Raw genomic sequence first — 19,410 nt, 5'->3', positions numbered from 1 at the left:
TGAGGGCTTAACCCCCGTGGTAGACGAGAACGACATACCTACTGGTTCCCGTACATCCCGCCCACGCGCTCTCGACAGACCAATGTGAGAGGGGTCACCCTGTCATTCATCCACGCGGGGAGGCATGGATGGGCAGGAGCCGCAGAACAATTCCGGAGGAGCTTCTGCTGCTCGCTTTGGACCCGGCCACGGGTACCACGGCGCAGCCGCAGTCGCTCGACCTCGGTCTGGCCGGAGCACAGCTAGTGGAGCTGGCGCTGGCCGGACGGATAGCCCCTGACGGGGATCGTATCGCCGTGGTGATGCCACGGCCGACCGGAGATCCGACTCTGGACTCCGCACTGGAACTGCTGCGCAGGCGCGGCAGCCCGGTCCGGGCGGTCCACTGGATCGGCGGGCCCCGACTGGGGCTGCGCCAGATTTACCTCGCGCACCTGGAGCGGTGCGGCATGGTGCATGCCGTGTCGGGCCAGATGTGCGGAGTGCTGCCGACGACTCGCTACCAGGCGACGGACACGGCGATCAGCAGGGACATCAGGTCCCGGCTCGACAGTGCGATCCGCACCGGTGTACCGCCGGACCCGCGGACCGCGGCGCTCGCCGCGCTGGCCCACGCGGTCGGTCTCGGCAAGCATCTCTACCCCGGGAACGAGGGGCGTTCATCGCGCTCCCGGCTCCGGGACCTCATCAGGCACGACCCGATGGGCGGCCTCGTGGCGCACGCCGTGATGGACGTCCAGAACGGCGTCGCGGCCCAGCCGCGTCGCAGCGCCGCACCGGCGGGCCCGCCCGGGCCGGGCGGTGGCAGGCAGCCGGCGAGGGCGACAGCGGACCCCGGCGGGGTGCCACTGCAGCCGCGCCGCGGATCCATGGCACGCGCGGTCGCTCACTGATTCAGGTACCGCACCGCTCTCGCGCGACCGCCCAGCACCACACCGCTCAGTACCAACACCTCAGCACCACACCGCTCAGCACCACCGCATCACCCGTATCACGCGCATCACCCGCACCAACCGCACCAGCGCCGCGCCGCAGTCCCCAGACCCGGTTCGGGAGCCGCTGGGCCGCGCGGGGCGGGGTGCCGGACCGTCCGGACGACGGCACCCCGGCATCCCGTCCCGCGCGGCCGCTCGCGTCCGGGCGCCGCAGGGCAGGGCCGTACCCCCTCGCACCCGTCCTCACGTCCGCATATCCGCTGTTTCCCAGCGGTGCCGGTCTCGTTGGTGGCACTCTGCTGAGCAGTAGATACGCAAAACAGAGGCAGGCAAGCCGGAGGTGCACGTCCCGTGGCGTCCAATGTCAATCCCACTGTCAGGCGACGCCGGTTGGGCCAGGAGCTCCGTCGGCTCCGCGAGCTCAAGGGCATGACGGCCGAGGAGGTCGCCGAGCGGCTGCTCGTCTCACAGTCGAAGATCAGCCGCCTCGAGAACGGCCGCCGCTCCATCAGCCAGCGCGACGTCCGCGACCTGTGCGGTGTCTACGAGGTCGAGGACCACCGCGTCGTCGACTCCCTGATGCAGATGGCCAAGGACTCCCGCCAGCAGGGCTGGTGGCACTCCTTCGGCGACATCCCCTACAGCGTGTACATCGGCCTGGAGACCGACGCGGCGTCGCTGCGCGTGTACGACCCGCAGGTCGTGCCCGGCCTGCTGCAGACCCGCGCGTACGCGGAGGCGCTGGTCACCGGCGCCCTCCCGGAGACCACGCCGACCGACATCGAGAAGCGCGTCCAGGTGCGCATGCGCCGGCAGGACCGCATCGCGGCGCCGGACAACCCGCTGCGGCTGTGGACCGTGCTCGACGAGTCGGCGCTGCGCCGCGTCGTCGGCTCCCGGCACCTCATGCGCGACCAGCTGGAGCACCTCGTAGAGCAGTCCCAACTGCCGCACGTGACCGTCCAGGTGATCCCCTTCGAGATGGGCGCGCACCCCGGCCTCAACGGTCAGTACGCGATCCTGGAGTTCCCCGACGCCGCCGACTCCAGCGTGGTCTACATCGAGGGCGTCACCAGCGACCTGTACCTGGAGAAGGCGAACGACGTCCAGCAGTACAGCGTCATGTACGAGCATCTGCGGGCCCAGGCGTTGAACGTGGAGCAGTCCCGCCAGCTCATCTCCGAGATCTCGAAGGACTACGCCCGCTGAGGCACGGGGGAATTCCGGGGATTTCCGGGGTCACCGAGTGAAAGCGCCGCACGGTACACCCTCGCCGCGTCGGGGCGGAAGACCCCCCTGGTATATGCCATCCGGTCGAGTGAACGACCCCTTCACGTCGCGATGTTGGCGAGTAGCGTCATTCACGCCATCGAGCAAGAGCGTTGGCGCGAGCCGCAGCGATGCGGTGTCAGCTACTCGTCGACTGGAAAGACCGGAGCAGAACATGGCAATTCAGCAGGGTGCCTCGCACACGTGGGTCAAGTCCTCGTACTCCACCGGCAACGGCGCGTGCGTCGAGGTCAAGTCGCCCCTCGCGCAGGGCATTTCCGTGCGCGACTCGAAGGTGGCCGAGGGCCCGGTCCTCGCCTTCCCCGCCGCGTCGTGGAACGCGTTCGTCGGCGAGGTGAGCAAGGGGGCTGCCGACCTCGCGTGAGACTGCCACGAATCCCGAAGGAACAACCGCACAGGCACCACCGTATGAGCCCTCTCGACTGGCCCGCCGTCCCGGCCGAGGGGGCTCGGCCCTGCCCCCCGCCCACCATCCGCCACTCCTGCCCCCTCGCCCCGGGGACGTCAGCGCAGCTGATCGACGTACGTGTCCGTCCCCGGCACGGTCGGAATGAACGGCGCCACCAGCTCCACCCGCCCGAGCCCCGACTCCGCCACCGCCTCCCCGCGCCCGGCGAAGTGCGCCTCCCAGCACTCCCGCGGGTCCTCCGGCAGGAACCAGAGCAGCGTCAGGCGGGTGTCCACGCCCTCGACCTGCTTCACGTACGTCATCCGGTCCCCCGGCAGCGGCGTCGGACGGAACAGCGTGACCATGGCGGCGGGCGACCCCGCGAGCGCCTGCGGCAAGTGCCGGGCCACCAGCCACTCCAGCAACTGGGCGCGCTGCTCGGGCCCTTCGGCGTCGATGACCTCAAGGACCAGGCCCCGATACGGGTGGTCGAGCGCGTGGAAGTCGCGCGGGCCCGCCGCGCCGTCACGGTAGACGGTCGCCTCGTGGTCCTGGAAGGCGGTGAAGACGTGGGTGCGGTCGCGGTAGACGCGGCCGTCGCGGTTGAGCCGCCGGTTGATGCCGACGGTCCACTTCATGTGGTCGTCGTAGCGCCCTCGCGTCACCCAGTACGTGGAGAGGTAGCACCCAGCGGTGACCGGCTCGGCGACGGCGGACTTCTCCGGGGCGCGCAGGAGCTGGAGTTCGCGCGTGGCGACCCAGCGGCGCCCCGCGTACATCCAGGGCATGGCCATCGCGCCGGCGTAGTAGTGGTCGTCCTCGTACCAGCGGTTGTACGCGTACTCGTGGCCCGGGTGCGGTTCGACCATGGTGATCAGGGCGTGCCCGGGGTGGACGCCGTAGGGACCGACGGCGGCCAGCTCAGCGTAGACGTCGCTGCGGGTGTCCTCGCTCATGCTCGGCTCCTGCCTCCCTCTTCCTTCCTCCGGTGGTCGCCCATACTCTGACGCCCCGTCAGCAAAACTGCCAGAGCCGGGAGGCGCTCCATGCCGTCGTCGCTCCTTCAGGGAAAGACCGTCGTCGTCTCGGGCGTCGGCGCCGGGCTCGGCCATCAGGTCGCGGCGGCCGTGGTGCGCGACGGCGGGAACGCCGTGCTCGGGGCGCGCACGGAGGCGAACCTCGCCAAGACCGCCGCCGAGATCGACCCCGAGGGCACCCGCACCACCTTCCGGGCCACCGACATCACCGACGAGCGGCAGTGCGAGGCCCTCGTGGAGCTGGCAGGCCGGCGCTTCGGCGGGATCGACGCGGTGGTCCATGTCGCCGCGTGGGACAGCTACTTCGGCGGCCTGGAGGACGCGGACTTCGCCACCTGGGAGCAGGTCGTCAACGTCAACCTCCTCGGCACCCTGCGCATGACGCGGGCCTGCCTGCCCGCACTCAGGGAGCGCACCGGCGGTTCGGTGGTGTTCATCGGGACGCAGTCGGCGATCGCGGCGCCCTCGCAGGTGCGCCAGGCGGCGTACGGGGCGTCGAAGGGGGCGCTGACCTCGGCGATGTACGCGCTGGCGCAGGAGCTCGGCCCGGACCGGATCCGGGTCAACACCGTGCTGCCGGGCTGGATGTGGGGCCCGCCGGTCGAGGCGTACGTCCAGTTTACCGCGCACACCGAGGGCGTACCGGAGGACGCGGTGCGGGACCGCCTCGCGGCGCGCATGGCCCTGCCCGATCTGGCCACGGACGGGGACGTGGCGGACGCGGTGGTGTTCCTCGCTTCGGACCGGGCGCGGTCGATCACGGGGCAGTCGCTGCTGGTCAACGCGGGGGAGATCATGCGGTAACGCTTCGCTGTGATGGGGCGGTTCGTGTTCGGCTGCGGGTTGTGCGTGGCTGAGCGCGCCGTTCCCCGCGCCCCTTACGGGGCGCTTTTTTGTTGCCCTGGACCGCCAAGATGGCGACTATGTATGTGAACGAAGGTCAGTAAAGCGAACGAATTTACTTGCTCTTGACCTTGCGGACGGTTGTCGGCGCACCGCGCCCGAACCCACGATGAGCGGGCACTTCTGGGCCGCTCTCGTCCCCACCGGCCCGTTCACCGGGCGGACCCCTGGAGGGCCATATGAACAGTCTCGACTGGGCCGTGCTCATCGGCTACTTCGGCGTGATGGTCGCGATCGGCCTGTGGTCCCACAAGCGGGTCGACAACGTCTCCGACTTCTTCACCGCCGGCGGCAAGATGCCCTGGTGGCTCTCCGGCATCTCGCACCACATGTCCGGCTACAGCGCGGTGATGTTCACCGGGTACGCGGGCATCGCCTACACCTACGGCGTGACGTCCTTCGTCACCTGGTCCTTCCCCATCGCGCTCGGCATCGCCATCGGCGCGCGCCTCTTCGCCCCCCGCATCAACCGGCTGCGCTCACGGCTGCACGTCGCCTCGCCGCTCGAGTATCTGAAGAACCGCTACAACCTGCAGACCCAGCAGGCGCTCGCCTGGTCCGGCATGCTGCTCAAGATCGTGGACGTGGGCGCCAAGTGGGCGGCGATCGCCACCCTGTTGTCGGTCTTCACCGGCGTCTCCCTCAACCAGGGCATCCTCGTCACCGGCGTGATCACGGCGTTCTACTGCACCATCGGCGGGCTGTGGGCCGACGCGCTGACCGAGCTCGGCCAGTTCGTCATCCAACTCCTCGCCGGTGTCGCCATGTTCGTGGCGGTCGTCGGCAAGCTCGGGCCGCACGGCGGCTTCTTCGGCGTGTGGGACGAGCCGGCGCTCGCGGGCCACGGCAAGCCGCTGGTCGGCCCGTACGGCACGGTCTTCCTGCTCGCGTTCCTCTTCATCAAGCTCTTCGAGTACAACGGCGGCATGCTCAACCAGGCGCAGCGGTACATGGCGACCGCCAACGCCAAGGAGGCCGCGCGCTCCGCGAAGCTCTCCGCGGCGCTGTGGCTCATCTGGCCGGTCGTCCTCTTCTTCCCCATGTGGATGTCGCCGCTGCTCGTCGACGCGAAGAAGCCGGACGGCTCGGACGCGTACGCCCTGATGACCGAACAGCTGCTGCCGCACGGCCTGTTGGGCCTGGTCGTCGTCGGCTTCTTCTCGCACACCATGGCCATGTGCTCCTCCGACGCCAACGCCATCGCGGCCGTCTTCACCCGGGACGTGGCGCCCGCGATGTCCGCGCGGGCCCGGGGCTGGGACGAACGCGGGGGGCTGCTCGCGGCCCGCCTCACCACGGTGATCTTCCTGGGGCTCTCCATGGCGGTCGCCACGCAGGTGGACTCCCCCACGTTCAAGGACATCATCACGGTCGTCATCAAGTGGGTCGCCGGGCTGATGGGGCCGATCGCGATCCCGATGATGCTGGGTCTGCTGCGCACGTTCCGCAAGTCCGGGCCGACGGCGGCGCTGACCAGCTGGGCGCTCGGGCTCTTCGCCTTCTACCTGGTCAACTACCCCATCGACGACGCGGTCGCGGGCGGGGTCGCCCTCCAGTACCAGGTGTCGATCCCGCTGGCGGTCTCGCTCGTCCTCTTCGTCGTCATCGGCTACGTGAAGCCCGAGGACACGCCGGAGCGGGATGCGCTCATCGAGCGGATCAACACGGATGGCGACGGCTCTGGGGGAGCCGTTGTGCCCACTCCTGCGGAGCCTTGGGACGACGTGGCGCCGTCGCCGTCGAAGGACGCCCCGTAAGGGGCGCGGGGAACTGCGCGAGCAACCAAAAGGAAAGCCGCAGACGCGTCTGCGGGGAACTCGGCAGACGCGTCTGCGGCTCTTCGTGGGCTGAGCGCGCAGTTCCCCGCGCCCCTAACGGGGCACTCCGGCCGGCCGCGACCCCTAACGGGCCCCGCAGGGCGTTATCCCCGGGGGTAGCGGGTCAGCCAACCCGGGGAGGCGAGGGCGGGGCCGTGCAGTGCGGGGCCCTGGGTCATTTCCATGGCGAAGTCGTCCGAGAGTTCGAGGATCGTGGGGCGGCCCTCAAGTTCCGTGAGCCACCCCGGCGGCAACGCGGTCTCCCCGTGCAACGCCCCCAGCAGGGCCCCGCACAACGCCCCGCACGCGGCCGACGCCCCACCGTGGTTCACGGCGAGCCGCAACCCGTGCCGGATGTCCTCGCCGACCAGGGTGCAGTACACGGCGACGGCCAGCGCGCCCTCCGCCGTCCCCTCGTCCGTGTCGAGCTCCTCGACCCGCGCCGGGGTCGGCATCCCCTGCCGTACGGCGCCCAGCGCGTGCCGGAGCGCGTCGGTGACGGGCCGGTGGCCGGGGCGGGCGGCCAGCAGGGCCAGGCACCGCTGGATCGCCCCGTCCAGCGACTCCCCGCGGGCAAGCCCGTGCACGATCACGGCGTGCGCGCCGGCCGCCAGATACGCGGTGGGGTGGCCGTGGGTCTGGACGGCACACTCGACGGCGAGCTGCAGCACGAGCTGCGGCTCCCAGCCGACGAGCAGCCCGAAGGGCGCGGACCTGACGGCCGCCTCGGGGCCGCTCTCGTCCGGGTTCTTGGGGGTGTCCAGGGTGCCCATGACCGTGTTGCCGAGCCCGAGCAGACAGGCGCGGGCCGGAGCGCGCCGCGCGTACAGCCACTCCTCGCGGGCCAGCCAGCCGTCCTCCGCACGCCGTTCGTCGGGGCCCCAGTCGCTCTGGGTGGCGGCCCAGCGGCGGTAGGCGCGGAACAGATCGGTCGGCGGGTGCCAGGCGCCGGTGTCGCGGCGCACCTGGGCGCGGATGAGCCCGTCGACGGTGAAGAGGGTGAGCTGGGTGGCGGCGGTGACGGCGCCGCGCCTGCCGTACGCCGGGGCCGGCTCGGTGAGGCCGTCGGCGCCGTGGGCCTCGCGTATCGCGTCGAGGGTGAGGCCGTCGACGGGCGCGCCCAGGGCGTCGCCGACCGCGGCGCCGAGGAGGGTGCCGCGCACCCGGCTGCGGAAGTCCTGCTGCTCGGCGCGGCCCCAGACGCCGGTGGCTGCTGCGGTCCCCACGTGGGCCTCCCTCCGTGCAGTGACGTCCTCGACGTGCGGTGACGTCCTCGACGTGCCTCGACCGGTTGCGACTTTGCAGCACTGTAATCGACCGCGAACGATCGATTCAGTCGCCAAGTGGAATGCGAAGAGTCGCCCGTGAGGCGGCTTTTGAACGACGTTCACCGGAGCTTCGCAGTTGCTACGGAATCCACCATTCCGGAGAGCGGGAAGGCCTCCGGCCACGTAGAACGCGAAGTACGCGCGAACACCGCCGAGTTCGCACCGCCCGCCGGCGAACTCCACCGGCTCCCGAGGTGAACAGCGGGCGTCACCCGTCAAACGTCCGGATCACGTAACGGAGTTCATGGTGCAGACAACCATCGTCCACGAGCGCCTGTCTCCTCCTACGTCACAGACGTTCCCGACAGGAGGACCCGTGCCCCGCCGCACACTCATCAGCGCCGTCGCAGTCGTCGCGCTGACCGCACCTCTCGCCGTCTCCGTCACCGCCGGTACCGCGACCGCGGCCCCCCAGCCGCCCCGCACCCCGGTCACCGACTTCAACCACGACGGATTCGCCGACCTCGCGCTGAGCGCGCCGCACGGCACCGTCGACGGCGTCGAGGGCGCGGGCTACCTCTCCATCGTGTACGGCACCGCCTCCGGCCCCGGCACCGGGCGCCACCAGCGCATCAGCCGCGCCACCGAGGGCGTCCCCGGCGAGCTGCGGGGCACGTTCGCCTTCGGGTACCAGACGGTCCCCGCCGACCTCGACGCCGACGGCTACACCGACCTGCTCGTGACCGGCGGCGACGACAACGGCAACAAGGCGACCGTCCTGTGGGGCTCCGCCTCCGGACTGACCGGCGCGGACACCCTCCTGCCCCACGAGAACTCCGAGTTCGCCACCGGCGACTTCAACGGCGACGGCAAGCGCGACCTGGTCGTCAACGACGTGCCGAGCGACGACCCCGACGTCTCCGGGATGACCGTCCAGTACGGCCCGTTCACCCGCGCCGGCAAGCCCGCGTCCAAGGACAGCGTCGTCACGAGCAACGGGCCCACCGGACTCCGCTCCTTCATCACCGGCGACCTGACCGGCGACGGCGTCGACGACATCGTCACCACGCACGGCTTCGAGGAGATGACGCACGACGCCCGCTTCTTCAAGGGCGGCCGCGGCGGCGTCGGCCACAGCTCCAGCACGCTCGGCACGGCCTACAGCGGCACGGTGGGCGACGTCGACGGCGACGGGTACGGCGACCTGATCACCCGCGACATCGGCAGCGTCACCGAGGTCATCGACTCCGACCCGGGCAGCATCACGATCCAGTACGGCAGCCCGGCAGGCCCGACCGACGCGCGCAAGAAGGTCATCACCCAGGCCACCGCGGGCGTCCCCGGCGCCAGTGAGGCCGACGACGCGTTCGGCGCCTCGCTCAGCGCGGGTGACGTGGACGGCGACGGCAGGGCCGAGGTCGCCGTCGGCGTGCCCGGCGAGAGCCTCGACGCGGCCACCGGCACCGGTGCGGTCGTCCTGCTCAAGGGCGCGTCCAAGGCCGCGGGCGGCATGACCGGCAAGGGCGCCGTCGCCTACAACCAGACCACCACCGGAGTGCCGGGCGTCGCCGAGACCGGCGACGACTTCGGCCGCCAGGTGCTCCTCACCGACCTGAACAAGGACGGCCGCGCGGACCTGACCGCCGCGGCCCCCGGCGAGGACGGCACCTTCACCGACTCGGGCGCCCTGTGGAACCTCTACGGCTCCACGGGCGGCCTGACCACCACCGGCGCGGGCACGCTCGCGCCGGCGAAGCTCGGCGACCCCGAGAAGGGCGCCAAGTTCGGTCACCGGCTCGCCGGCTGACCACCGCACCACCCCACAACCGCAGCACCGCACCACCGCAGCACCGCACCACCACTCGACCATTTGACCGTCGGTCGCGTGGCCCCTCGGCCACGTGACCACACGACACGATCTCTCTGGAGGATCAGTGCGCCGCTCTCTCATCACCGCCGTGGCCGTCGCCTCGCTCACGGCGCCGCTCGCCCTCGCCACCGCGGGGACCGCCTCCGCCGCGCCCACCCCGCCGAAGGCCCCGATCACCGACTTCAACCACGACGGTTACGCCGACCTCGCCATAGCGGCCCCGGGCAACTACGACAACGATGTCCCGGGCAGCGTCTCGATCGTCTACGGCTCGGCCAACGGCCCGGACAAGGCGCACGCCGTCACCATCAGCCGCGCCACCGCCGGCGTCCCCGGCTCCGCGGCCGACGGCGGCCACTTCGGCAACCAGACGGCCGCCGCCGACCTCGACGGCGACGGCTACACCGACCTCGTCGTCAACGGCGGCAAGAAGGCCGTCGTCCTGTGGGGCTCCGCCCAGGGCCTCTCCGGCACGGGCAGCGTCGAGCTGGACTCGAACGGCGCGCACGTCATCGCCGGCGACTTCAACGGCGACGGCAAGCGGGACCTGGTCACGGCCGAGTACCCCGAGCCCGAGGACCCGATGGACAACGACGACGCGGGCATGACCATCGCGTACGGCCCGTTCAAGCGGGACGGCAAGGCCGCGAGCAGCCAGCAGGTCGTCACGAGCCAGACCTTCGGCCCCGGCGACTTCGTCGCGGGCGACGTGAGCGGTGACGGCATCGACGACATCGTCTCCAGCCACGGCTTCGAGGAGTCGGCGTACAAGAGCCAGCTCTGGAAGGGCGGCAAGGACGGGGTGGCCACCACCGCGCAGAAGCTCGTGCCCTCCGTCGGCGGCGCGATCGCGGACATCGACGGCGACGGCTACGGCGACTTCGTCACCCGCGACATCGGCGACAACTTCGAGGACATGCCCTCCCAGAAGGGCGCGATCATCGTCCGCTACGGCGCGGCCTCCGGCCTCTCGGACCGCACCACGAAGCTCACCCAGGACAGCGCGGGCGTGCCCGGCGCCGGTGAGGCGGGCGACGAGTTCGGCGCCGCGATCAGCGCGAGCGACGTGAACGGCGACGGCTTCGCGGACGTGGCCGTCGGCGTCCCCGGCGAGGACATCGAGACCACCGCCGACGCCGGCAGCGTCGTCCTGCTCAAGGGCTCCCGCACCGGCCTGACCGGCACCGGCTCGCAGGCCTTCGACCAGTCCAAGCCCGGTGTCCCCGGCGCCTCCGAGAAGGGCGACAAGTTCGGCGCCCGCGTCCTGCTCTCCGACCCGAACAAGGACGGCAAGGCCGACCTGACGGTGGCCGCGCCCGACGAGGACGGCGACGTCGCGAACACCGGAGCGGTCTGGCACCTGCGCGGCTCCGCGGCCGGCCTCACCACCACCGGCATCGACTCCTTCGGCCCGGCGGCGATCGGCGCCCCGGCGACGGCCGGCGTCCGCTTCGGCGACGGCCTGACCGGCTGACCTCCGCGTCACCCGGGCAACCCGGACAACCCGGGCAACCCGTAGGACCTGAGTAACCCGTAGAACCCGTAGAACCGGTCGGCGCCCGCGAGCGAACCTGCTCGCGGGCGCCGTCGTGTGCGCGCCTCAGGGCTCAAGGACCGGCAGCAGCTCCGGCAGATGACCGTCCGACGCGGCGGCGGCCCGCTGCCGCTCCTGCGGGACCTCCCCGTACAGCGTGGTCCGCGGTTTCGCCGGGCGGCCCGCCGCCTCCGCGATGGCGACGAGGTCCTCGACCGAGCGGTACGAGCCGTAACTGGAGCCGGCCATCCGGGAGATGGTCTCCTCCATCAGCGTGCCGCCGAGGTCGTTCGCGCCGGACCGCAGCATCTCCGCGGCGCCCTCCTGGCCCAGCTTCACCCAGCTGGTCTGGATGTTGGGGATGTGCGGGTGCAGCAGGACGCGCGCCATCGCCGTCACCGCGCGGTTGTCGCGGGTGGTCGGCCCCGGCCGGGCGATGCCGGCGAGGTAGACGGGCGCGTTGGTGTGGATGAAGGGGAGCGTCACGAACTCCGTGAAGCCGCCGGTCTCCTGCTGGATGGCGGCCAGTGTGCGGAAGTGGCCGAGCCAGTGCCGGGGCTGGTCCACGTGCCCGTACATCATCGTCGAGCTGGAGCGGATGCCCAGCTCGTGCGCGGTCTTGATCACCTCGATCCAGGTGGCCGTCGGCAGCTTGCCCTTGGTGAGGATCCAGCGGACCTCGTCGTCGAGGATCTCGGCGGCCGTCCCCGGGATCGAGCCGAGGCCCGCCTCCTTGGCCGCGCTCAGCCACTCCCGGATGGAGAGGCCGGTCCTGGTCGCGCCGTTGACGACCTCCATCGGCGAGAAGGCGTGCACGTGCATGCCCGGCACCCGCTCCTTCACCGCGCGGGCGATGTCGAAGTACGCGGTGCCCGGCAGGTCGGGGTGGATGCCGCCCTGCATGCAGACCTCGACCGCGCCGACGTCCCAGGCCTGCGCGGCCCGGTCGGCGACCTGGTCCAGGGAGAGCGTGTAGGCGTCCGCGTCGGTCCTGCGCTGGGCGAAGGCGCAGAAGCGGCAGCCGGTGTAACAGACGTTGGTGAAGTTGATGTTGCGCGTGACGATGTACGTGACGTCGTCGCCGTTGACCGTCTTGCGGATGTCGTCGGCGACGGAGCACAGCGCGTCGAGCGCGGGCCCGTCGGCGTGCAGCAGGGCGAGGGCCTCGTCGTCGGTGAGCTTCGTCGGGTCGTCGGCGGCCTGCTTGAGCGCGGACCGTACGTCGCCGTCGATGCGGGACGGCACCATGCCGGGCGCGGCCTGCTCGCGCAGCGCCTCCCAGTCGCCGTACACCTCGTCGAAGTCGTCGCGCCGGTCGCCGGTGCGGCCCTCGGTGTCGATGGTGCGGTGCAGGTCGGTGCGGCCGGAGGCGGCGACGTACCCCTCGTCGGGCTCTTGCCAGGGGTGGCCCTCGACCGTGGCGTCGGGCCGGGCGAGGCCGGTCTCCGGATCGGCGAGCGCGCGCACGTGCGGCAGCAGCCGCGGGTCGAGCCAGGGCTCGCCGCGAGTGACGAACTCCGGGTAGACGCAGAGCCGTTCGGCGAGTGTGAAGCCCGCGGCGGCGGACCGCTCGGCGAGCTCGTCCAGCCTCGGCCAGGGCTTCTCGGGGTTGACGTGGTCGATGGTGACCGGCGAGACGCCGCCCCAGTCGTCGATACCGGCGCCGATGAGCCGCTCGTACTCGCCGGCGATCAGGTTCGGCGGCGCCTGCAGATTGCCGGCCGGGCCCATGATGTGCCGGGCGACGGCGATGGTGGCGACCAGGTCGTCGATCTCGGCGTCGGGCATGCCGCGCATCGCCGTGTCCCGCTTGGCGCGGAAGTTCTGGATGATCAGTTCCTGGATGCCGTGGTACGAGCGCGCGACGCGGCGCAGCGCGAACAGCGCGTCGGCCCGCTCCTCGTACGTCTCGCCGATGCCGATGAGCAGCCCGCTGGTGAACGGCACGGACGAGCGGCCCGCGTCCTCCAACACCCGCAGCCGCACGGCCGGTTCCTTGTCGGGCGAGCCGTAGTGCGGCTGACCCGGCTCCGACCACAGCCGCGTCGCCGTCGTCTCCAGCATCATGCCCATGCTGGGCGCGACGGGCTTGAGCCGCTGGAAGTCCGTCCAGCTCATGACGCCCGGGTTGAGGTGCGGGAGCAGCCCGGTTTCCTCCAGGATGCGGATGGAGATGGCGCGGACGTAGGCGAGGGTGTCGTCGTACCCCTCGGCCTCCAGCCACGCGCGGGCCTCGGGCCAGCGGTCCTCCGGCTTGTCGCCGAGGGTGATGAGGGCTTCCTTGCACCCCATCGCGGCGCCGCGCCGCGCGACGTCGAGGACCTCGTCCGGGGACATGAACATGCCGTGGCCCTCGCGCCGCAGCTTGCCGGGCACGGTCACGAAGGTGCAGTAGTGGCACTTGTCACGGCAGAGCCGGGTGAGCGGGATGAACACGCTCTTCGAGTACGTGATGACGCCCGGGCGGCCCGCCGCGGCGAGCCCCGCGTCGCGCACCCGCGCCGCGGACGCCGTGAGGTCGTCGAGGTCCGCGCCGCGCGCCTGCAGCAGGACGGCGGCCTCGGCGACGTCGAGCGCGACGCCGTCCCGCGCCCTTCTGAGCGCGCGCCGCATGGCGTTGGCGGTGGGTGGTCCGGCGGGCGGTCCTGCGGGTCGTCCGGCCTCCGGGGGCTGCGCGCTGTTGGTCATGTCTCCGAGCATACGAGCGACAACACGTGCCTCCTACGGATACTTCCACCTGCACGAACCTGCTCGTACGCACGGGTCACCCGGGCCGGGCCTACAGGTCACCCGGCCGTGCCCGCAGATCACCGCGGCGTCCCGCGCGAGGTCACGCGTCCAGGTACCGCCGAGGTCACGCGTCCAGGTACCGCCCGAGCCCGTCGAGGGCCCCGCACACCTCCTTCTCCCCGCCCGGCGGCAACTGCACGATCACCTCGTCCACGCCCAGCTCCCGGTAGTGGGCGAGCTTGCCGGGGTCCGGCTCGACGGCTGTCACCGCCACATACAGGTCGCCCTCCGCGCGCCCCGCCGTCGCCCACGCCGACCGCAGCACCGGCAGCGCGTCGCGCAGGCCCCTGCCGCCGACCGGCATCCACCCGTCCGCGTACTCCGCGATGTGCGCGAACAGCCCCGGCCCCGCGGCCCCGCCGACGAGCGTGCGCGGCCCGAACAGCGGCCCCTTGGCGAGCCGCGCGCGGGGCGCCCGCCGCGGCTTCGGATACGTCTCGCTCGCCCGCACCGCCCCGAACTCGCCCTCGTACGGCATCGGTTGGTCCGCCCACAGCGCCCGCATCACCGCCATCCGGTCCCGCACGACCTCCCGGCGCCGGGCCCACGGGACGCCGTGGTCCTCGGCCTCCTCGCGGTTCCAGCCGTAGCCGATGCCGAGGGAGACCCGGCCGCCGGACAGGTGGTCGAGGGTGGCGATCTGCTTGGCCAGGTCGATGGGGTCGTGCTGGGCGACCAGCGCGATGTTCGTGCCGAGCACGAGCCGCTCGGTGACGGCGGCGGCCTGCGCGAGGGCGATGAACGGGCTGAGCATGCGGGCGCATTCGGGCGGCAGGTCACCGCCCGGGTAGGGGGTCTCGCGCGGGAGGGGGATGTGGGTGTGCTCAGGGAGGTGGAGCCCGGCGAAACCGCGCCGCTCCAGTTCCTGGGCGAGGCGTACCGGGGTGATCGTCTCGTCGGTCATGTAGAGCGTCGCGGAGATGCGCACGATTCAGTCCTCCGAGCGTGTCCGGGGGTGACGGCCGTCGGGCGGTCCGGGCCGGTGGGCCCGAGCCCTCTTCCTATCCCCGGAAAGTCGGTTGGTCCATGCCCGTGCGCTCATTACCCTGGCGCCGGTGAACGAACGGAAGCGGAACCGGTGAACAGACGGAAGCAGAAGAAGCTGACCCACCGGCTGGTGTGGGCGGCGGCGGTCGGCGACACGTACACCGTGCGCCGCGTGCTGCGCACCGGCGTCGACCCGGAGCTCCCCGAGGCCGACGGCACGACGGCCCTGTACGCCGCGTCGGTGCACGGCGCCGCCTCCACGGTGCGGGCCCTGCTGCGGGCGGGCGCCCGCCCCGACACCGAGAGCACCGGCCTCACGGACGGCACCCCGCTGTGCGGCGCCACCGCGTGGGGCCACCTCGCCGCGGTCCGCGAACTCCTCGCCCACGGCGCCGACCCCAACCTCCGCGAGGACCACGGCACGGGCAGTACGCCGCTGCGCTGGGCGCGCCAGGGGGCGGGGGGTCCGTACCCGGAGACCGAGGCGGTCCTGGTGGCGGCGGGGGCGGTCTAGTCACCCCGTCGGCCGGGCGTCGCACACCCCCTGGGACACTGCGGGCAGGTGTGCGACACGAGCCGCCCGGGGGCGGGGAGAACACGGTGCGGGGAACGCGGAGAGCTCGGACAGCCGGGACAGCTAAGCCAGCCCGGACAGCTCGGACAGCTCGGCCGGCCCGGTCAGCCCGGTCGGCCCGGCGAACGGTCGCGGCGTGCGCCGGGGTCACGGCACTGGTCCTGCTCGGCACGCTGACGACGACCGGCTGCATGGCCCGGCTCGTGCGGTGCGGTCCGGAGGGCGACACCCCGGCCGGCCTCTCCGCCGCCGATCTGGTGGGCAGTTGGCGCGGCGACCCCCTGGGCACCCTGCGCCTCGCGGCCGACGGCACCTTCACCGCCGAGGACTGGCCGGTACTCGAGGACTTCGAGAAGATCAGCAAGACGACCAAGGGCATCTCGGGCAAGGGCACCTGGTCCGTGGAGCGCGGGATGGGCGACGACAAGGACGACCGCGACCTCGACCTGCAATTCGACTTCACGGGCGAGCTTCCCGACGGCCTGCTCAACGGGTACGACATCGCGGGCGAGAAGGACTCCTTGCGGGTCTACACCTACTCCGGCGACCCCGACCTCTGCGAGTTCCACACCCTGACGCCCGCCTGAACCGGCGCCTGAACCGGCTCCCGTGCCACCGCCTGCCCGCGCCGACACCCGTCCATCGGGGGTAAGTCCGTCAATCGCCTTCCCTTGACGCACCGTTCACGGCTCAATACCAGGGTTGCACGCACCACCCATGTCAGCACCGACACCCTGGGAGCCGCAGCATGTGCGAGGACCTCCACCCGCGACACGCGGGACTGAACCGGCGCGGACTGTTCGTGACGGGAGCCGCCGCCGCGCTTACGTTGGGAACCGTGAGCTTCGCCGAAGGCGCCGAGGGGCGCGGCCCCGCGCAGGGCGGGGCGCCGGGCGCCAAGGAGACGAGAACGGTGCGCGGCACGCTGCCCACCGGATCCCCCGACTACGTGTACCTGCCGGTCGAAGTGCCGCGCGGGGTACGGGAGTTGCACGTCTCGTACACCTACCAGAAGCCGGCCGTGCCGCCCGGCACCCAGGGCAACGCCCTCGACATCGGCGTCTTCGACGAGCGCGGCACGGGGCTCGGCGGCGAGGGGTTCCGCGGCTGGTCCGGCGGCGCCCGCACCGAGTTCTTCGTCCGCGCCGACGACGCGACGCCCGGCTACATTCCCGGCCCCGTCCGCGCGGGCACCTGGCACATCGCCCTCGGCCCGTACACGGTGGCGCCCGACGGCCTCCCCTACGAGGTGACGATCACCCTCACCTACGGGGCGCCCGGCCGGACCCCGAAGCCGGTCTACCCGCCCGAGCGCGCGAAGGGCCGCGGCCGCGCCTGGTACCGCGGGGACTGCCACCTCCACTCCGTCCACTCCGACGGCAAACGCACCCTCGCCGAGATCGCCGCCCTCGCCCGCGCGGCGGGCCTGGACTTCATCAACAGCTCCGAGCACAACACCCATGCCGCGCACGCCCACTGGGCCGAACACGCGGGCGGCGACCTCCTGATCATGCTCGGCGAGGAGGTGACGACCCGCAACGGCCACGTGGTCGCCCTCGGCACGGACCCCGGCACGTTCATCGACTGGCGCTACCGGGCCCGCGACAACCGCTTCGGCAAGTACGCCCGCGAGGTTCGCGAGGCCGGCGGCCTGGTCGTCCCCGCCCACCCGCACGCCACCTGCGTCGGCTGCAACTGGAAGTTCGGCTTCGGCGAGGCGGACGTCATCGAGGCGTGGAACGGCCCCTACACCCCCGACGACGAGATCGCCCTCGCCGACTGGGACAGCACACTCGTCGCCTCCGTACGCGGCGGCCGCCGCTGGATCCCGGCGATGGGCAACAGCGACGCGCACCGCGACCCCGACCCCGTCGGCGGCCCGCAGACCGTGGTCCTCGCCGACGACCTGACCCGCGAGGCCATCCAGGAGGGCCTGCGCCGCGGCCACTCCTACGTGGCGGAGTCGAAGTCGGTCGAACTCGCCTTCACGGCGGCCGGCGGAAAGGGCCGCCACGCGGGCATCGGCGAACGCCTCGACGTCGACCGCGACGCCCCGGTGACGGTCCGCCTGACCGTCAAGGGCGCCCCCGGCTGCACGGCCCGCTTCGTCACCGACCAGGGCGTCCTGTACACGAGCCCACCGCTGCCCGACTCGGGCACGGGCACGGTGGAATGGCGCACCACGGCGGCCTACGCGGCCTACGTCCGAGCAGAGGTCCGCCACCCCGCAACCACCCCACCACTCCCCGGCGCCCTGACGGCATTCACGAACCCGATCTTCCTGGGCGACTGATCCGAGCCACCCCTACCCCGGAAGCCGGAGCGTCCGCGCGAAGGCGTCCAGCGGCTCCACCACCGCGGCGATCAACTCCGGATCGTCGTGGTGCCCGCGGAGCTGGACATCGGGGAGGCCGGCCGGGGTGTGCCAGTGGTACGACACCGAGGTCATCATGAGGGAGCTGTCGGCGGGGTAGGAGCGGGTGACCCGGACCCCGTCCGCACCGAGGTGGGGCGAAGCGAACGGAACGCTGCCGCTGCGCTGCTGCCACTCGGGGATTTCCGGATGCGGCACCGTGAGCGCGGTGGGTCCCTCGCAGGAGGCCGCGTCAGGGGCGTCGCAGTTAAGACGGGTGGCGTGCACGACCAGCGGCATATAGGTCAGCGGAACGGGGTGGTAGATGAACGCCTCGTCGACCTGGAGCGTGTCCCGGAGCGTGACGATCATCCGCTCGTAGAAGCTCTTGTGGAACCGGCGGATTTTACGGGTGAGTTCGACGCCCTGAACCATGGCCATGCCGGTCAGGTGCAGGCCGAGCCATTCCTTGAAGGTCTTCTTGTCGATCTGAAGGTGGAGATAACCCCACAGAATGGGATCGGCATCCGTGTCGACGTGGAGCGGAGCACCGAGATCGGCGCTCCACAGAATGCCGTCGGACATGAGCGGTCTCTTTCGTCGGGTCGTGAACAGGCGGGGCGACGCTCAGGCGTAACTCCAGCGGAAAGTGCTCATCACGGCGTCGTACAGCTCCACGAGCGTGTCGGAGAAGGCGGGATCCGAGCCGGGCGCGATCAGCGCGCTGAAGGTAAAGGCGAGGTACTGGTCAGGCGTGCTGTCCGGGACCGGCACGAAGTACTCGACGCGGCGGTGAGCGACGTCGACGTCCTGGGCGGGGTCCGCGGGTACATCCCGCTCCGAGCGCAGGGCCGCGGTGTCGTCCAGCTCCCGCATCTCGGCACCGGGGGTCCCGGAGGCGAGCGCCGCCAGGACCGCTTCCGGGCCGCTCCCGGCCCTGACCCCCGGAACCTCGATCGGTTCGGAGGCCACGATCGAGACGGGCAGCGCGACACCGTGGAGGCGTTCGGTGGGGAGGTAGAGGGTCATGCCGCCCTTGGCCCGGGCCCGCCGCACGACCTTCTTCATCTCCTGGAGGAGCTTCAGCCGGGCTTTTGGAATGTCGTCCTTGGGAAAACCGGCGGGGAGTTGCCCGACCGCCTTGCGGACGATGCGGTCCATCGCGTCCTGGGTGCCCGTGCGCAGCGGAATCACGTCCCAGCCGGGCGGCGGCACCAGATTGAACCCGTTCGGGGCCCGGCGTCGCTCAGCGGTTGTCATTGCGCCCCCGTGCCACTTCCACGGCGTACACCGCGCCTACGAAGAGCGCCCACGCCGGGGCGGCGATCATGCCCGGCCAGAAGCCGAAGAAGAGCGAGGGCAGGAAGAAACCACCGCCCATGGCCAGATCCCGGGTGAGGTAGGGCGGACGGTCCGCGTGGCGGGGGTATTTCGCGAACACCCAGACGTAATGCAGGAGGCAGCCGACGATCCCGGCCTCGTAGACATGGAGCACGTCGCGCATCAGGGACTTCGGCACCAGGATCATGATTCCCAGGACCGGCAGGAACAGCGGCATGCCGATGAGCAGCGTCAGCCGGAGCCGCCGGTTGGGGCCGGTGCCGAGTCCGGTGCGGCCGGCTTCTGCCTCGGCAATGCGTCGCGCCGAATACAGGTCCATGGTC

At 71.6% G+C, this 19,410-nt stretch carries 17 protein-coding genes; 10 read left to right on the top strand and 7 right to left on the bottom strand.

From position 1 onward, the window contains the following. Positions 1-128: 128 nt before the first annotated feature. The 3 genes from ACFYO9_RS22250 to ACFYO9_RS22240 all read left to right on the top strand — a co-directional run bounded on the left by ACFYO9_RS22250 (position 129) and on the right by ACFYO9_RS22240 (position 2,589). The gene (locus tag ACFYO9_RS22250) at positions 129-893 is read left to right on the top strand and encodes a GPP34 family phosphoprotein (protein WP_355807695.1); all 765 of its coding nucleotides are present in this window, start codon (positions 129-131) and stop codon (positions 891-893) included. Between the two features lie 393 nt (positions 894-1,286). Next, positions 1,287-2,144: a helix-turn-helix transcriptional regulator gene (locus ACFYO9_RS22245; protein ID WP_355807697.1), complete on the top strand. Its 858-nt coding sequence runs from the start codon at positions 1,287-1,289 to the stop codon at positions 2,142-2,144. Positions 2,145-2,379: 235 nt separating this feature from the next. After that, entirely contained in the window at positions 2,380-2,589 is a 210-nt protein-coding gene (locus ACFYO9_RS22240; RefSeq protein WP_355807699.1) for a DUF397 domain-containing protein, read from the top strand. Positions 2,590-2,729: 140 nt separating this feature from the next. Here the strand turns inward: ACFYO9_RS22240 and ACFYO9_RS22235 are convergent, their stop codons facing one another. Continuing rightward, positions 2,730-3,569 (bottom strand): hypothetical protein, encoded by an 840-nt coding sequence (locus ACFYO9_RS22235; protein ID WP_358774943.1) that lies wholly within the window; start codon positions 3,567-3,569, stop codon positions 2,730-2,732. Between the two features lie 90 nt (positions 3,570-3,659). Here ACFYO9_RS22235 and ACFYO9_RS22230 point away from each other — a divergent pair, with 90 nt between their 5' ends. Further along, the gene (locus tag ACFYO9_RS22230) at positions 3,660-4,454 is read left to right on the top strand and encodes an SDR family oxidoreductase (protein ID WP_358774945.1); all 795 of its coding nucleotides are present in this window, start codon (positions 3,660-3,662) and stop codon (positions 4,452-4,454) included. 278 nt (positions 4,455-4,732) lie between these two features. Then, on the top strand, positions 4,733-6,310 hold the full coding sequence (locus ACFYO9_RS22225) for a sodium:solute symporter family protein (RefSeq protein WP_358774946.1): 1,578 nt from the start codon (positions 4,733-4,735) through the stop codon (positions 6,308-6,310). Positions 6,311-6,474: 164 nt separating this feature from the next. Here the strand turns inward: ACFYO9_RS22225 and ACFYO9_RS22220 are convergent, their stop codons facing one another. After that, positions 6,475-7,596 carry an ADP-ribosylglycohydrolase family protein gene (locus tag ACFYO9_RS22220; protein WP_358774948.1) on the bottom strand — a complete coding sequence of 374 codons (1,122 nt, stop codon included), beginning with the start codon at positions 7,594-7,596 and terminating at the stop codon, positions 6,475-6,477. A 418-nt stretch (positions 7,597-8,014) separates the two neighbouring features. On the opposite strand from ACFYO9_RS22220, the gene ACFYO9_RS22215 reads away from it, so the two are divergent. Then, positions 8,015-9,445 carry an FG-GAP and VCBS repeat-containing protein gene (locus ACFYO9_RS22215; RefSeq protein ID WP_358774950.1) on the top strand — a complete coding sequence of 477 codons (1,431 nt, stop codon included), beginning with the start codon at positions 8,015-8,017 and terminating at the stop codon, positions 9,443-9,445. Positions 9,446-9,572: 127 nt separating this feature from the next. Further along, positions 9,573-10,982, top strand: coding sequence for an FG-GAP-like repeat-containing protein (locus ACFYO9_RS22210; RefSeq protein ID WP_358774952.1), 1,410 nt, complete (start codon positions 9,573-9,575; stop codon positions 10,980-10,982). A gap of 126 nt (positions 10,983-11,108) precedes the next feature. Here ACFYO9_RS22210 and ACFYO9_RS22205 read toward each other — a convergent pair whose 3' ends face one another. Together ACFYO9_RS22205 and ACFYO9_RS22200 are read right to left on the bottom strand one after the other, a co-directional pair. After that, positions 11,109-13,730, bottom strand: a complete 2,622-nt coding sequence (locus ACFYO9_RS22205) for a bifunctional FO biosynthesis protein CofGH (RefSeq protein ID WP_358774954.1) — start codon at positions 13,728-13,730, stop codon at positions 11,109-11,111. Positions 13,731-13,896: 166 nt separating this feature from the next. Continuing rightward, positions 13,897-14,760: a TIGR03619 family F420-dependent LLM class oxidoreductase gene (locus ACFYO9_RS22200; RefSeq protein ID WP_358774956.1), complete on the bottom strand. Its 864-nt coding sequence runs from the start codon at positions 14,758-14,760 to the stop codon at positions 13,897-13,899. Positions 14,761-14,910: 150 nt separating this feature from the next. Here ACFYO9_RS22200 and ACFYO9_RS22195 point away from each other — a divergent pair, with 150 nt between their 5' ends. The 3 genes from ACFYO9_RS22195 to ACFYO9_RS22185 all read left to right on the top strand — a co-directional run bounded on the left by ACFYO9_RS22195 (position 14,911) and on the right by ACFYO9_RS22185 (position 17,686). After that, entirely contained in the window at positions 14,911-15,333 is a 423-nt protein-coding gene (locus tag ACFYO9_RS22195) for an ankyrin repeat domain-containing protein (protein ID WP_358774958.1), read from the top strand. A gap of 251 nt (positions 15,334-15,584) precedes the next feature. Next, a complete protein-coding gene (locus ACFYO9_RS22190; RefSeq protein ID WP_358774960.1) occupies positions 15,585-15,980 on the top strand; it encodes a hypothetical protein in 396 nt (131 codons plus the stop codon). Between the two features lie 161 nt (positions 15,981-16,141). Further along, positions 16,142-17,686, top strand: coding sequence for a CehA/McbA family metallohydrolase (locus tag ACFYO9_RS22185; RefSeq protein ID WP_358774961.1), 1,545 nt, complete (start codon positions 16,142-16,144; stop codon positions 17,684-17,686). A 12-nt stretch (positions 17,687-17,698) separates the two neighbouring features. Here ACFYO9_RS22185 and ACFYO9_RS22180 read toward each other — a convergent pair whose 3' ends face one another. Genes ACFYO9_RS22180 through ACFYO9_RS22170 form a run of 3 tightly spaced genes read right to left on the bottom strand, consistent with a single transcriptional unit; the run spans position 17,699 to position 19,406 of the window. Further along, the gene (locus ACFYO9_RS22180; RefSeq protein WP_358774963.1) at positions 17,699-18,331 is read right to left on the bottom strand and encodes a hypothetical protein; all 633 of its coding nucleotides are present in this window, start codon (positions 18,329-18,331) and stop codon (positions 17,699-17,701) included. Between the two features lie 42 nt (positions 18,332-18,373). Beyond that, on the bottom strand, positions 18,374-19,006 hold the full coding sequence (locus ACFYO9_RS22175; RefSeq protein ID WP_358774965.1) for a hypothetical protein: 633 nt from the start codon (positions 19,004-19,006) through the stop codon (positions 18,374-18,376). Then, positions 18,993-19,406, bottom strand: a complete 414-nt coding sequence (locus ACFYO9_RS22170) for a hypothetical protein (RefSeq protein WP_358774967.1) — start codon at positions 19,404-19,406, stop codon at positions 18,993-18,995. Before ACFYO9_RS22170 ends, ACFYO9_RS22175 begins: the two co-directional genes overlap by 14 nt. Between the last annotated feature and the right edge of the window lie 4 nt (positions 19,407-19,410).

Source organism: Streptomyces sp. NPDC005863 (assembly GCF_042871345.1).
Lineage (GTDB): Bacteria > Actinomycetota > Actinomycetes > Streptomycetales > Streptomycetaceae > Streptomyces.
Note: the sequence above shows the minus strand (reverse complement) of the source record. Positions and strands in the feature narration are given on the sequence as shown.

Excerpts from the sequence above, each read along its gene's own strand:
- ACFYO9_RS22250 (WP_355807695.1), top strand. The coding sequence starts at position 129 with ATGGGCAGGAGCCGCAGAACAATTCCGGAGGAGCTTCTGCTGCTCGCT.
- ACFYO9_RS22240 (WP_355807699.1), top strand. The coding sequence starts at position 2,380 with ATGGCAATTCAGCAGGGTGCCTCGCACACGTGGGTCAAGTCCTCGTAC.
- ACFYO9_RS22235 (WP_358774943.1), bottom strand. The coding sequence starts at position 3,569 with ATGAGCGAGGACACCCGCAGCGACGTCTACGCTGAGCTGGCCGCCGTC.
- ACFYO9_RS22230 (WP_358774945.1), top strand. The coding sequence starts at position 3,660 with ATGCCGTCGTCGCTCCTTCAGGGAAAGACCGTCGTCGTCTCGGGCGTC.
- ACFYO9_RS22225 (WP_358774946.1), top strand. The coding sequence starts at position 4,733 with ATGAACAGTCTCGACTGGGCCGTGCTCATCGGCTACTTCGGCGTGATG.
- ACFYO9_RS22205 (WP_358774954.1), bottom strand. The coding sequence starts at position 13,730 with ATGACCAACAGCGCGCAGCCCCCGGAGGCCGGACGACCCGCAGGACCG.
- ACFYO9_RS22190 (WP_358774960.1), top strand. The coding sequence starts at position 15,585 with ATGGCCCGGCTCGTGCGGTGCGGTCCGGAGGGCGACACCCCGGCCGGC.
- ACFYO9_RS22185 (WP_358774961.1), top strand. The coding sequence starts at position 16,142 with ATGTGCGAGGACCTCCACCCGCGACACGCGGGACTGAACCGGCGCGGA.
- ACFYO9_RS22180 (WP_358774963.1), bottom strand. The coding sequence starts at position 18,331 with ATGTCCGACGGCATTCTGTGGAGCGCCGATCTCGGTGCTCCGCTCCAC.
- ACFYO9_RS22175 (WP_358774965.1), bottom strand. The coding sequence starts at position 19,006 with ATGACAACCGCTGAGCGACGCCGGGCCCCGAACGGGTTCAATCTGGTG.
- ACFYO9_RS22170 (WP_358774967.1), bottom strand. The coding sequence starts at position 19,406 with ATGGACCTGTATTCGGCGCGACGCATTGCCGAGGCAGAAGCCGGCCGC.